The sequence below is a fragment of the Mycolicibacterium insubricum genome, from assembly GCF_010731615.1.
Lineage (GTDB): Bacteria > Actinomycetota > Actinomycetes > Mycobacteriales > Mycobacteriaceae > Mycobacterium > Mycobacterium insubricum.
Genome location: NZ_AP022618.1, coordinates 928,411 through 942,135 on the forward strand (window position 1 = coordinate 928,411; position 13,725 = coordinate 942,135).

At 69.2% G+C, this 13,725-nt stretch carries 9 protein-coding genes; 2 read left to right on the forward strand and 7 right to left on the reverse strand.

Features of this window, described 5'->3' with window-relative positions; translation table 11 throughout:
- Positions 1-4: 4 nt before the first annotated feature.
- Positions 5-148, reverse strand: coding sequence for a hypothetical protein (locus G6N16_RS04280; protein WP_179961177.1), 144 nt, complete (start codon positions 146-148; stop codon positions 5-7).
- A 3-nt stretch (positions 149-151) separates the two neighbouring features.
- Complete coding sequence (locus tag G6N16_RS04285; RefSeq protein WP_083030553.1) at positions 152-2,344, reverse strand: acyl-CoA dehydrogenase family protein; 2,193 nt, start codon at positions 2,342-2,344, stop codon at positions 152-154.
- Positions 2,345-2,483: 139 nt separating this feature from the next.
- Between G6N16_RS04285 and G6N16_RS04290 the strand changes: the two genes are divergently transcribed.
- Positions 2,484-3,092: a DUF5134 domain-containing protein gene (locus G6N16_RS04290; RefSeq protein WP_083030552.1), complete on the forward strand. Its 609-nt coding sequence runs from the start codon at positions 2,484-2,486 to the stop codon at positions 3,090-3,092.
- Entirely contained in the window at positions 3,089-4,651 is a 1,563-nt protein-coding gene (locus G6N16_RS04295) for a PepSY-associated TM helix domain-containing protein (protein ID WP_083030551.1), read from the forward strand. Before G6N16_RS04290 ends, G6N16_RS04295 begins: the two co-directional genes overlap by 4 nt.
- Here the strand turns inward: G6N16_RS04295 and G6N16_RS04300 are convergent.
- From G6N16_RS04300 to fadD10, 5 genes are read right to left on the reverse strand one after another with little or no spacing between them, the layout of a single operon-like run.
- Positions 4,648-7,515, reverse strand: a complete 2,868-nt coding sequence (locus tag G6N16_RS04300; RefSeq protein ID WP_179961238.1) for an MMPL/RND family transporter — start codon at positions 7,513-7,515, stop codon at positions 4,648-4,650. The genes G6N16_RS04295 and G6N16_RS04300 overlap by 4 nt on opposite strands.
- Positions 7,467-7,802 (reverse strand): heavy-metal-associated domain-containing protein, encoded by a 336-nt coding sequence (locus G6N16_RS04305; protein WP_083030550.1) that lies wholly within the window; start codon positions 7,800-7,802, stop codon positions 7,467-7,469. The genes G6N16_RS04300 and G6N16_RS04305 overlap by 49 nt, the downstream gene beginning before the upstream one ends.
- Positions 7,799-11,977 carry an AMP-binding protein gene (locus G6N16_RS04310; RefSeq protein WP_234805822.1) on the reverse strand — a complete coding sequence of 1,393 codons (4,179 nt, stop codon included), beginning with the start codon at positions 11,975-11,977 and terminating at the stop codon, positions 7,799-7,801. Before G6N16_RS04310 ends, G6N16_RS04305 begins: the two co-directional genes overlap by 4 nt.
- Positions 11,974-12,195, reverse strand: a complete 222-nt coding sequence (locus G6N16_RS04315; protein ID WP_083030573.1) for an acyl carrier protein — start codon at positions 12,193-12,195, stop codon at positions 11,974-11,976. The genes G6N16_RS04310 and G6N16_RS04315 overlap by 4 nt, the downstream gene beginning before the upstream one ends.
- 4 nt (positions 12,196-12,199) lie before the next feature.
- A complete protein-coding gene (gene fadD10, locus G6N16_RS04320; protein ID WP_179961239.1) occupies positions 12,200-13,708 on the reverse strand; it encodes a fatty acid--CoA ligase FadD10 in 1,509 nt (502 codons plus the stop codon).
- Positions 13,709-13,725 lie beyond the last annotated feature (17 nt).

The following is a 13,725-nucleotide window of genomic DNA, read 5'->3' on the forward strand; positions in this document are numbered from 1 at the left end:
GCGCTCAGTCCGGGCCGGCCGGCCGTTGCGGCCAGCGTCGCGACGGCTTGGTGAACTCGTCACCGCCGGCCGTGGCGTCGCGCACGGACTCTTCGCCGAGTACCCGCGCGCGGATTTCGCGTCCCCGGTCGTAGGTCTGCTTGTCCATTGGTTACGGATCCCTCGGCAGGCCGAGCAGGCGTTCGGCGATGATGTTGAGCTGCACCTCCGAGGTGCCGCCGTAGATCGTCGTCGCGCGGCTGCCCATCAGGTAGTCAACCCACTTGCCGGACAATGACTCCGGGTCGCCGACGATGCCGTCGGTGCCGAAGGACGCCACCGCGAACTCGGCGTAGCCCTGCCCGGTGCGCATGGACAGCAACTTGGAGATCGCCGCCGACGGCATGGCGTCGCCGCCGGCCAGGGTGAGCAGCGTCGAGCGCAGGTTCAGCAGTTTGGCGGCGTGGCCCTCGGCGATCAGCCGGCCGGCCTCGTGCTGCTGAACCTGGTCGAACGCGCCGTCGGCGAGGAACGCGACGAACTGATCCAGCGTCGCGAGGAACCCGGGCTCACTGCTGCCGATCGAGACGCGCTCGGCGGTCAGGGTGTTGCGGCTGACCTCCCAGCCGCGGTTGACCTCGCCGAGCACCATGTCGTCGGGCACGAAGACGTCGTCGATGAACACCGTGTTGAACATGGCGTTGCCGGTCAGTTCCCGCAGCGGCTTGACCTCGACGCCGGGGGCCTTCATATCCAGCAGGAAGTAGGTGATCCCGTTGTGCTTGGGGGCGCTGGCATCGGTGCGGGCCAGCAGCGCACCCCACGCGGAGAACTGCGCGCCGGTGGTCCAGATCTTCTGGCCGGTGATCCGCCAGCCGCCGTCGACCTTGGTGGCCTTGGTGGTCAGACTCGCCAGGTCCGAGCCGGCGCCGGGCTCGGAAAACAGCTGGCACCAGATCATTTCGCCGCGGAAGGTGGGCGGCAGGAAGCGCTGCTTCTGCTCGTCGGTGCCGTAGGCCACGATCGACGGGATCAGCCAGGCGGCGATGCCCATGGCCGGCCGGCGCACCCGGCCGGTGCTGAACTCCTGGGCGATGATGATCTGCTCGACGGGCCCCGACGCCCGGCCCCACGGCCGCGGCAGATGCGGCTGCACCCAGCCGCCCTCGGCGATCGCGGCGTTGCGCTCGGGGCCGCCCGCCAGCGCCTTCAGCGCGGCCACCTCGGCGCGGATCTCGGCGCGCAGCTGCTCGGTCTCCGGATCGAGGTCGATGTCGATACCGCGCATTCCGGTGCTGGTGGCGGTGTCGACCACCTGCTGCGGGTAGTCGTCGGACCGGCCGAAGCAGGCGACCAGCGCCAGCGCACGGCGGTAGTAGACGTTGGTGTCGTGCTCCCAGGTGAAGCCGATGCCGCCGTGCACCTGGATGCAGTCCTGGGCGCAGTGCTGGGCGGCCACCGGCGCCAGGGTGGCGGCCGCCGCGGCGGCGAACTCGTAGTGGGTGTCGGTGTCCCCGGCCGCGCGTTCGTCGAGTGCGCGGGCAGCGTCCCACACCGCGGCGGTGGCGCGCTCGGTGGTGGCGATCATCTCCGCGCACTTGTGCTTGACGGCCTGGAACTGCCCGATCGGGCGGCCGAACTGCTCCCGGATCTTGGCGTAGGCCGACGCGGAGTCGGTCGACCAGCGGGCGACGCCGATCGCCTCGGCGGACAGCAGGGTCGACATCAGCGCCCGGGCATGGGTGCGTGACAGGTTGGTCAGCACTTTCTCGTCGCCGATCTCGACCGCGTTGGCCCGCACGTCGGCGATCGGGCGCGCCGGGTCGATGCTGGTGCGTTCGACGATCTCCAGGTCGGCGGCGTCGAGCACCACCCATTCCTCGCCGCTGTCGATGGCCACCGGCAGCACCAGCACCGCGGCCTGCCCGGCGGCCGGAACCGCGCGGACCTCCCCGCGGATCACCAGCGCGTCACCGGTGCGGGTGGCGGTCAGCCCGGAGTCGATGGCGTAGGCGGCGATGGTCTCGCCGGCGGCCAGTTCGGTCAGCAGCGGGTAGCCGGGATCGTGGGCGGCGATCAGCGCGCTGGCGATCGCCGACGGGACGAACGGGCCAGGCACCGCGCCGTAGCCGAACTCGGCCAACACGATGGCCAGCTCGACGATTCCGTAGCCGGCTCCGCCGACCTCCTCGGACAGGTGGATCCCGGTGAGGCCCTGTTCGGCGGCTGCTCGCCAGTACGGTGGCGGGTTCTGCAGCGGCGTTTCCAGGGCTTCGTGCAGAACCTCGGAGGGGGCGATGCGAGCGACGAGTGCGCGGACCGAATCGGCCAGGGCAAGGTGTTCTTCGGCGATCGCGATCGGCATGGGGCACCCTTCTTCTACGTCGACCAACCGGTGGGTCTGAGCGTCTGGTTCGGAGCCTACCCGGGTGGTTCTGCGGGCCGGGGCGAACTCGGCAACCCGCCGGGGAACCGCGGAGGGGTCGCAAGCGACAATTGCAGTGATGATCGACGATCTGTGGCTGCGGTGGCTGGTCACCGCACTTTTCCTGGTCAGCGCGGCCGAATGCGGTATCGCGCTGGCCCGGGGCGAACACCGCCGCGCCGACCTGGTTGACCAGGGGCTGCACATCCTGATGGCGGTCGCGATGGTGGCGATGGCCTGGCCGGCCGGCGCCGCACTCCCGACCACCGCGCCGATGCTGATCTTCCTGGCCGCCGCGGTCTGGTTCGGACTCCGGACGCTGTCGGTGCGCGGCGGTCGGACCGTCAACGCGTATCACTGCGTGATGATGCTGGCGATGGTCTGGATGTACGCCGTCATGGGCGGTGGGTTGACGCCGGTTCCGGCCGACGGCGGGACCTCGGCCGTCGGGCACGCCGCGCACCACGGCCACGCGGGTGCCGCCCCCGGAATGCACGCGCACACCCCACCGCTGATCACCGGAGTGAACTGGATCTTCACGGTTCTGTTCGCCGTCGCCGCGCTGTGGTGGCTCTACCGGCTGATCGTCTGTCGGCGATCCGGGGGCAGCGGGTGGGACGGTGCCGGTGACGCCGGCCAGGCGATGGCGGCCGCGGGCATGGCCGTCATGTTCGGGGTCATGCTGTGACCTCTCCCGAGCGTCGCGCCGACGCGGCCGTGCTGCGGCGCATCTGGCGACTGCATTTCTGGGTCGGGTTGTTCGCCGCGCCGGTCCTGGTGACCCTCGCCTGTTCCGGGCTGGTCATTCTCTACAGCCAGCCGATCGACGATGCGCTCAACGGCAACCTGCTGCTGGTCGCCCAGGGTCCGGAGTCGGTGCCGCTGGACGAACAGGTGACCACCGCCAAGCACCAGCTGGGCGCCGACTACGTCCTGGACGCCGTCGTCCCGCCGGCCGGGCCCGGCCGCTCCACCCGGGTCGACTTCCGCGCCCCGGACGCCGCCGAACACGGGGAGTCCGAGCTCACCCAGGTGTTCGTCGACCCGTACACCGGCAACTACCTGGGCCAGCGTGAATCCCTTTCCGGACTGGTCGGTTTCGCCAACCAGGTGCACCGGATGTTCGGCAACGACGGGCCCACGATTGCGCTGCCGTCGCTCGGGCACCTGATCAACCCGGCCGCCTATCCGGACGCCACCATCGGGGTCGGCGTGGCCAACCTGTGGTTCGAACTGACCGCCGTGTGGATCCTGGTTCTGCTGCTCACCGGCATCTACCTGTGGTGGCCGCGCGCTATCGAGAGTGCCAAACCCCTGCTGAAGATCCGGTGGCGCCGCGGCGGCCGGATCCGGTGGCGTGACCTGCACGCCGGGACCGGCATCGTCATCTCGGTCCTGCTGATCTGCTACATCCTGTCCGGGCTGACCTGGACCCGGTACTGGGGAGAGAACTGGCGGGCGGTGTCGGCCACCGTCGCTCCCTCGCTGAGTGTGTCCGCGCCGTCGACCCCGGCGACGTTGGGCGACTACGACCGCCTCGGCCGGCGCATCGCCTGGGCGGCCACCGACGACCCGATCTACGCCTCGCATCCCCGCGGGCCGTCCGCCGCCACCCTGTCGCTGGCCGATATCGACCGGATCGCCAAGGCCGAGAACATGGTTGCCGGCTATTCGATCATCCCGCCGGCGGACTCGGTGGTGGACGGGCAGATCGTGTACGGCAGCTACGCGGTGGTCAACCCCTGGCCGCAGCGGCTCTCCGAGCAGCGCACGCTCTACCTCGACCGGTTCAGCGGAGCCACCATCGCCAACGCCACCGCCGCGCAGGACGGTGCACTGTCGCGCCTGACCAGCCTCGGCATCGACATGCACATGGGGCACCAGCTCGGTCTGTTCACCCGGATCACCGCCACCCTGGCATGTCTGGGGGTGCTGACCATGGTGGCCACCGGGTTTCTGATGTGGTGGAAGCGACGGCCGGCCGGCCGCACCGGGCTACCCGGCCCGGCCGGGGACCGGACCCGCGCCGACACCCCCACTCGCACCGTCGTCGGCCTGGCGATCGCGGCGTTGGTGCTGAGTGTGCTGTTCCCGGCGTTCGGGGTGTCACTGCTGCTGGTCGTCGCCGTCGAGCGGGTGCTGGAGCTGCGGCGCCGTGCCGACCGCAATGGTGCGGCAGAGGCATTCGGCGAGCATCTGATTGACGAGGACGGCGACGTCGCACTGGGCACCGAGGGCGGGGGCTAGCCTGCCCGGGTGCTGTTGAGCGGCTGCGGCCAGGGCGACGGCGCGGGACGGGTCCGGACCATCTGCGGCCACCAGAACCAACGGCCCAGCAGCACGGCGACCGCCGGTGTCATGAAGGACCGGATCACCAGGGTGTCGAATAGCAGTCCGAGCCCGATGGTGGTGCCGATCTGCGCCACCACGACGAGTTCGCTGACAGCCATGGACATCATGGTGAACGCGAACACCAAACCCGCGGACGTCACCACCGATCCGGTACCGCCCATCGCCCGGATGATGCCGGTCCTGCACCCGGCGTGGATCTCCTCCTTGAACCGTGCGACCAGCAGCAGGTTGTAGTCGGCGCCGACGGCCAGCAGGACGATCAACGCCATGGCCATCACCATGAAATGCAGGTCCAGGCCGATGATGTGTTGCCACAACAACATCGACAGCCCGAACGACGCGCCGAGCGACACCACGACGGTACCCACGATCACCCCGGCGGCGACCAGGCTGCGGGTGACGATCAGCATGACGACGAAGATGAGGCACATCGCCGAGATGCCGGCCACCCAGAGGTCGTAGTTGTTTCCGTCTTTCATGTCCTTGAACACCGACGTGGTACCGGCGACGCGGACCGTCGACCCTTCCAGCGGTGTGCCTTTCACGGCCTCCCTGGCCGCCAGTTTGATGCCGTCGATGCGGGTGATGCCCTCCGGGGTGAGGGGGTCGCCGTCGTGGGTGATGATGAACCTGACGGCGTGTCCGTCCGGGGACACGAAATTCTTCATGCCCTTGGTGAAGTCCGGATTCTCGAAGGTCTCCGGGGGCAGGTAGAAGGTGTCGTCGTTGCGGGCATCGTTGAAGGCCCGTCCCATCGCGGTCTGGCCGCGCTGCATGGCGCTGGTCTGCTCCAGCAGTCCCCCTTGTACCGAGGTGACTTGTGCGAGAGACTCTTTCGTGTTGCGCAGCGTCGTGATCTGGGCTGGGATCTGCGCCAGCAGCTGCGGCATCAGGGTGTCGATGCGGTCCAGGTCGACGACGAGCGCATCCAGGTCGGCGGTCGCGACGTCGGCGCCGTCGAGGGCATCGAAAATCGATCGCACGGACCAGCAGAGGCCGATGTCGAAGCAGTGCGGTTCCCAGTACAGGTAGCTGCGCAACGGGTACAGAAAGTCGTCGAAATCACCGATACTATCCCGTAATTGGCCGACGTCCTCGACGGTCTGATGCATCTTCGCCACCATGGTGTGGGTCGTGGCAGCCATATCGGTCAGCAGCGTCTGCATCCGCGTCAGGGTGTCGATCGTGGCCGCGATGTCGGCGGTCTGCTGGCGTCCGCCGCGGATCCGGTCCCACAGATACTCCTCGTTGAGGTTCTGCACTGCGCCCTGCATGCTCAGCTGGGCGGGAAGCGTACTGAACTTCGTCGGTGTGCCGTCTGGCCGGGTGATCGCCTGGACGCGGCTGATACCCGGCATTGCGACCACCGCCCTGGCGATCCGGTCGAGCACCAGGAAGTCCGCGGGGTTGCGGACGTCGCGGTCCGTTTCGATGAGCAGGAACTCCTGGTTCATCCGCGCGGTGGAGAAGTGCCGTTCGGCGGCGGCATCGCCGGCCATCGCCGGCAGCGAACCGGGCAGGTAGTTGCGTTCGTTGTAGTTGGTGCGGTAACCCAGCAGGGTCACCAGCCCGATCAGCGACAACGCGGCGGCGCCCAGCAGTACCGGTGCGGGCCAACGCGCGATCAGCGCACCGACCCGGCGCCACTCCCGGATCCGCACGGCCCGTTTGGGTTCCAGACGACCGAACCGCGACGCCACCGCGACGACCGCGGGGCCGAGGGTGACGGCCGCCGACACCGCGACGACCATCCCCACGGCGAGCGGGATACCGAGGGTCTGGAAGTAGGGCAGCCGGGTGAAATGCAGGCACAGCGTTGCCCCGGCGATCGTGGAACCCGAAGCGACAATGACATGCGCGGTGCCGTGAAACATCGTGTAGTAGGCGGCTTCCGGGTCCTCCCCGTTGGTCCGGGCCTCCTGATAGCGGCCGATCAGGAAGATCGCGTAGTCGGTGGCCGCGGCGATCGTCAAGGTGACCAGCAGGTTGGTGACGAACGTGGTCAGACCTATCACCTGGTGGTAGGCCAGCAGTGCCACCGTTCCCCTGGACGCCAGCAGCCCGAGCAGCACCATTGCCAGCACGATCAGCACCGTGCCGATGGCCCGGTAGACCAGCGCCAGCATCGCGGTGATGACCACGAAGGTGAGCAGCGTGATGACGATTGCGCTGCGATCACCGGCCTGCTGCTCGTCGGAGGCCAGCGCCGACGGGCCGGTCACGTAGATCCGTACCCCCGGTGGGGCGGTGGTCTGCGATACCACCCGCTGGACCGCCTGCACCGACTCGTTGGCCAGGGATTCCCCCTGGTTACCGGCCAGGTAGACCTGCACGTAGGTGGCCATCCCATCGTTGCTCTGCACGCCGGCGGCGGTCAGCGGGTCACTCCAGAGGTCCTGGACGAACTCGACGTGGGTGTGGTCCTCGCGCAGCCGGTGAACCAGCCGGTCGTAGGCATGATGGGCGTCGGCGTCCAGCGGATTTTCACCCTCGACCACGATCATCACCGAACTGTCCGAGTGGAATTCGCCGAACACCTCGCCGATGCGTTTCATCGCGGTGACCGATGGCGCATACCCGGGGCTCATCGACACCGCTCGCATCTTCCCGACCACCTCCAGCGGTGGGATCGCGGTGTTCAGCAGGGCGACGACGGCAACCCACCCGATGATGATGGGAACGGCGAGACGCCGGATTCGGTTCGCCGGGCCTATCGGTCTCGGCCTCCGGTGAACCGGTCGAACAGTGCCACCCACCAGCCTCGCTTGCGGTTGGGGTCCGGCTGCGACAGCAGGAGTCCCGGTTCCCGCTCCACGGCCGCATAGCCGGCACGCTGCACCGCGTCGCACAGCTGCTCGACGGTGACCCCGGGTGCCGCATCGACGGTGGCGATCTTGGTGGCGATCTTGACCGAGGCCTGCACGCCGTCGAGCCTGTTCAGGAACTTCTCGACGCGTCGGGCGCACATCATGCACGTCATCCCGGTCACCTCGAGTTCGATGCGTCGGGCGGCCACCTCGTCGTGCTGTGCTGCCAGATCCGTCACGGCGTGATCCCTTCTCGATACGCCCCGCGGGGCCCGTCGAATATCAGTCGTGATGTTGTGGCGCAAAGTTCCCGGAGGTCTGCCGGTGGTGCGTCGAGCTGTGTCACCGACCGAACGTCGAGATCGATGGACGGAGACTCCGCGAGGAACTCGCCGTAGTCGCGCCCGTCCAGCCGTGTCCCCAGGGACAACCAGGCGTCGATGATCGACCAGCGTCCGGGATTCGCCCGGGCCCAGCCGCTGTCATCAAGCCGCCGTTTCCAGTCCGCCACGTCGAGCTCATCGGGCGCGAAGTCGGCCAGGAACACCGAATAGTCGACGACCGTCCCGCGCAGCGCGGTGATGTCCCGGCCCAAGCGGCGCGGCCCGCCGGGACGGGGCAACCGGCGCAGGATCGACTGTGCCGCAGCGCGGCCCGTGGTCACCTCTTCGCGCACGACCAGCCGCGGGCGGACGCCCAGCGCGGCGCACGCGTCGACCATCGAGACCAGGATGTCGCTGGAATCGACCAGCTGATCGGGCTCACCGAGGATTCGCGGCAGCCGCACCATGGTGAAGTCCAAGTCATCGGGGGCGCCGGCCACGACGACCTCGGCCAGCGCCTTGACCGCCGCGTACGGGTAGGGAGCCCGGCGGGGATCGACGACGTGGCGCGCCCCGATCTGATCGACGACGACCGAGGTGGACAGGTGCACCAGGCTGACCGCGCGACGCAGGCAGGCGTCGATGGTGACCGGAACGATGTCGAGGTTCGCCGGTCGCAGATCCGCGTAGGGCACCAGCATGTTCGCGCTGCCGATGCAGTTCACCAGCGTCGTCGCACCGGTATCGCACAGCAGCGCGTCGACCTCCGCGGGGCCGAACCCGTCGGGCATCCGCTCCAGGCGGACCCCGGGCATCCCCGCCAACGACTCCCACGGGTCCCCGTCGGGCAGCGCCGAACGCATCGCCAACACCACATCGGGCAGCGGGGTGCCGGCGCGGCGTGCGGCCAGCACAGCCTCGGCGAAGCCGCGACCGAGAATCCCGGATGCGCCCAGCACAACGACGGTGTCGGTGCGGTTGGCCACCGGTTCACCCGCGGGACGACGGGTCCGGCGGCTTTCCCAGACCGACATGTCGCGGTCGATCTCGGCGACGGTCGCCGGATCCGGCTCGGCGGGGATCCGGGGTGCGGCCGCCGCGAGTTCGGCGGCGGTGTCGGCGCTGATGAGATCGAAAATCGAAAGCTGCCAACCGAGGAGCCGGCGGGTCGGCGGCAGGATCTTGATCAGATCTAGTGAACCGATGCCCTCCTCGAGTAGTGAGGATCCGGTGCCGATGGGCCGGCCGAGGGCACCGCTCCACAGCGCGGCAAGCGCCACCGCGCGACCGCCGGCCACCGGATCGTGCTCGGTGCATCCGGGAGGCTGCGGCAGCGCGGTGCGGTCCACCTTGCCGCTCGGCTTGCGTGGAATGCCCGGCACTCCGACGACGAAGAACGACGCCACGCCCGAGGAGGCGAGGATCCCGCGGATCCGCGCCGCGACAGGGGGATCGTCGTCGCCGCCGTGTGTCCGCGGCGTACAGAACCAAACGCCCAGCGCGCCGTCGGAGACTTCGACGGCCAGATCGACGATGGCGGTATCGGCGCCGATCCGGGTGCCGATGGCGGCCGTGTCGACCCGCCGTCCGGAGATCTTCACCAGGGCGTCACGGCGCCCGGCGAACACCGGGTGACCGTTGACGATTCGCACCCGGTCTCCGGTGGCGAACACCGGCCGGGACATCCCGTCGGGCCCCACGACGGTGCCGAACGAAACCGACGGCCGTCCCAGATACCCGGCCGCGACGGGGTCGCCGACCACCACGATTTCGCCGAATGCGACGAACACCGTGTCGGGAAGCAGCGGCCGCCCCACCCGGGACCGCGTCGTCGGTTCGCCCGCGGCGCCGTCGCCGGCCAGTGGGAGCAGACTGACGATCACCGTGGTCTCGGTGGGCCCGTACGTGGAGATCAGCGAGACACCCCGGGTGGCCGGTGATTCGACCCAGCGGTCGACGGCGGTGCCGCGCACCGGTTCCCCGCCGATGATGACCTGGCGTAGCCGCGAACCGCCGATCGCCGCGATCGCGTCGGGGTCCTCGCAGAGCAAGTGCCACAGCGCCGTGGGTAGATCCAGCACGGTCGCCCCGCTGCTCACCACGTCGCGGGTCAGAGCCGGGAGATCGCCGGTCCGGGTGGCGGCGGAACGGATCAGTGCCGCCCCGCCGCGTACCGCGCCGAAGATCTCCTCGACGCTGATATCGGAGGTCAGTGGCGCGCACTGCAGCACGGTGTCCGTCGGCCCCCAGCCGTACGACTGTGCGATACCGGCGCAGAACGCGGCAAGCGAACGGTGTTTCACCTCGACGAGTTTGGCTTCGCCGGTCGTCCCCGAAGTCGGCATCAGGTACGCGGTGCGCTCTCCCAGGTCCGGGTCGGCGGCGACGATCTCCAGCCGAGCGTCGATGCGTACCCGAGTGGTGGCGTCGACCTCGGTGCCCAGCCGGACCGCCGCGGGGTCGATGATCCGTACTCCGATCCCGGTTTCGGCGATCCGGGCGGCACGCTCCTCGGCCTGCCGTGCGGAGTCGCAGGGGCAGTACGGGCAGCCGGAGAGATGGCCGGCCAGCACCAGGTCGACGGTCCGGTCGGTGCCGTCGTCGGTGACCACCAGCACCTCACCGGGCACGGCCTGGTTCTCTTCCAGCCAGGCCAGCCAGGGAAGCAGATGCGGGCGGCGGGTGAGCCCGTCGGGTCCGGAGGTGAACCAAGCCGGCCCGCCGCGGTGTTCAGGCGCGGCGTCGGCGCCCGGGGCGAGTGTGCCGCCGGTGGTGAGAACCTGCCATTTGCCGACGGTCATTGCAACGGGCCTGTCCCAGTTCGCGGCAAAGGATTTCAGTACCGTGGCGATCTGCTCGGCGATCCCGGAAATCGCCGCTTCGGTGGGTAGATCCGCCCGGTCCCAAATCGCGATCTGCAGTCGGTGCGCTGCCTCGTCGGCGATCGCGGCAACAGTCCTGCCCTCGATCGGACCGATGTCGGTGGTCAGCGGCGGTTCGGCCAGAAACGGCCGCAGCGACGGTGCGCACGGCTGCGGCAGATAGTTCAGGGTCAGCGCGTCGACTCCGGTCGCGCGGTTGATAGCCAGATACATCCGGCGGTACCGCTCTTCGCGCAACCACCGGCGGCGCAGCGCCTTGACGTAGCCGCGATCCATCGACCGCACCAGATCGCCGACGGAGGCAAACGGGGCGAACCGGACCTGCTGGGGCACCGAATTGACCAGGCAGGAGGCGACATCGAGGTCGGGCTCGCCGAATCTGTTGTCGATGGCGTGCACCAGCAGTGCATCGGTGCCGCCCCGCTCGCCCGCATCCACGGCCGTCGCCGCGGCGGCCACCAGGACATTGAGGGGAACCCGCTGTGCCTGGCACGCCGCCAAGAGCGCGGCGTAGTCGGCGCCCTCGATGACGACCGATTCGGTCGGTACGCCGCGCGCGGCATGCCCGGGCGTGCGGGAGTCGGCGCGTCGATGGTTCTCGGTGTCGTCGCGCAGTTCGACTGTGGTGGCGGCGGTCAGGCGCTGCAGCGCGTCGTCGATCAGCGCCGCCTCCCGCCGGTGTGCCTGTTCCAGGCTCCGTAAACCCTCTGCGCTGGAGATGAATTCGGCGTCTCCGGAAAGGTATCCACCGAGCTGGCCCTCGATGATCGCGGTGCCGCCGCCGTCGAGCAGGAGATGGTGACAGTAGGCGTCCAGGCCGCACACCGCCCCGTCGTCGTCGGTCCGCACGATGTAGCGCACCAGGGGTACACCGAGCAGGCCCGGTGCCCAGGTGGCCTTCAGCTGTGCAGCGGTATCGGTCGCGTCATCGGTGCACACCCGGACCAGTTCGTCGACCCGCAGCCTCGGTGCCAGTGCCGGGTAGCCGTCCTCGCTGCCGGGCTCCAGCACGCACAGGTGCACCGGGTTGGCCCGGATGGTCGCGTCCAGCGCGGACAGCAGCTCCGGAAGCCCCAGCGGCTGGAACCGGTAGCGCCGGCCGATGAGGTACAGGGCCGGATCGCCGTCCTGCACGACGCCGTTGTAGATATTGCGCTGTGACCGGCTCAGTGGAACGCGAATCGACGGTCCGGTGCCGGTCGTGGTCACCGCCCCTCCAACTCGCGAATCCACCCGGCGACTGACAGGTTCTCGGAGAGGCGTTGCGGGAGGTCGGAGGCACGGTCCACGTCGAGCTGCTTCATCAGCAGCACAAAGCGAACCGAATCCAACCCGAGATCACGAAGATCGGTCTCGTCCCCCGAGATGAAGTCCGAGTCGTCGACGTAGAGCACATCGGAGAGGGCGGCCAGAATCCGCTCGCGCACTGCGTCAGCCACCGGATGCCACTCCGGGTACGGTCCGGGTCAACTCGGCACGGATGACCTTGCCGGACGCCGTCCGGGGGATCGCCTCGACGGTGACGATCCTGGCCGGGCGCGCCATCGGCTCCGACTCGTCCCGGAAGCGCGCGGCGATTGCCTGCTTGAGGCGGCGGTCCCTGCCGTCGTCGACCGGATCGGCGGGCACCACCGCCAACCCGATCAGCGCACCGAACTCGGCGTCCGGGATCGCGAAACACGCCGCTTCGCGAACGCCGGTAACGGCTTCGGCGATCCGGTCCACCTCGTCGGGGGCGACGTTCACGCCGCCGGAGATGAACATCTCCGAGGCGCGGCCCCGGATGTAGAAGTACCCGTCGTCGCCCCGCTCCAGCAGATCGCCGGTGTTCACCCAACCGTCGACGAGGACCTCGGCGGTCTTGCCCGGATTGGCCCAGTACTCCAGCATGTTCGCCGGGGATTTGATCCAGAGCGTGCCCGTTTCGTCGATCCGGGTCAGCACACCGGGATACGGTCGTCCCACCGCACCGCCGGCGATCCGGTCGATGGATCCCTCGTGGGTGGGCAGACACAGTGCGGTACAGCCGGTTTCGCTCAACCCGTAGACCTGTGCGGTACGCACGCCGGCCAGTTCGAGATGGTCGACGTCGACCGCGACCGCCCGGGATCCGCCGTAGCCGACGAACCGCAACGACGGCGGCAACCCCGCGCCGGTGGACCGGAGTTCGGTGACCAGTCGGCCGATCAGGGTCGGGACCAGGCAGGTGGTGGTGACCCCGTGGGTCTGCAGGATGTCCAGCAGGGACGCGGTGTGCTCACCGCCGGTGATGCAGACACCGCCGTGCATCAGGCAGTTCAGGATCCACCACAGCCCGCCGATGTGGGTCGCCGGCAACGGCGAATACGTGGTCTCCCCGGGCGCCCAGTCGATCCAGTCCAACCCTTCGGCCGCCAGGATGTCGGCGACGGCGTAGAAGGTGCGGTTCGGCAGCAGCACGGCCTTCGGTTCCCCGGTGGTGCCACTGGTGAAAATCATCGCCACCGGATCATCGGGTCCGGCCCCGTCGACGACGGCATCCGGCTGCGGTGCGGTATCGGTTGCCGCAGAGTCGATTCCGATGTCGATAACCGGTAGCGCGCGCAGCTTCTCGGGCAGTGCGCCGGCGGAGAGCCCGCTGCCCGGGGCGAACGCGATGGCCGACGGGGTGGTGATCTCGGCAAAACGATTGATGGTGGCCGGTGGCATCGCGCCGTCGACCATCACCGCGATGGCTCCGATGCGGGCGCAGGCCAGCACGGCCAGATAGGTTTCCGGCCCGCTGTCGGAGACGATGAGCAGCCGGTCGCCCGGGCCGGCCGACGCGTTCGCGAGATCCGCTGCAATCCGCTGCGTCAGCGGATCCAGCTGACCGTAGGACACAGTGCCGGTCCCGTCGCAGCGCCGCAGCGCGACCTCCCCGGGCCGGTTTGCGGCCTCGGCGGCGACGCGCTGCCACACGGTGCGACGTTCCGGCG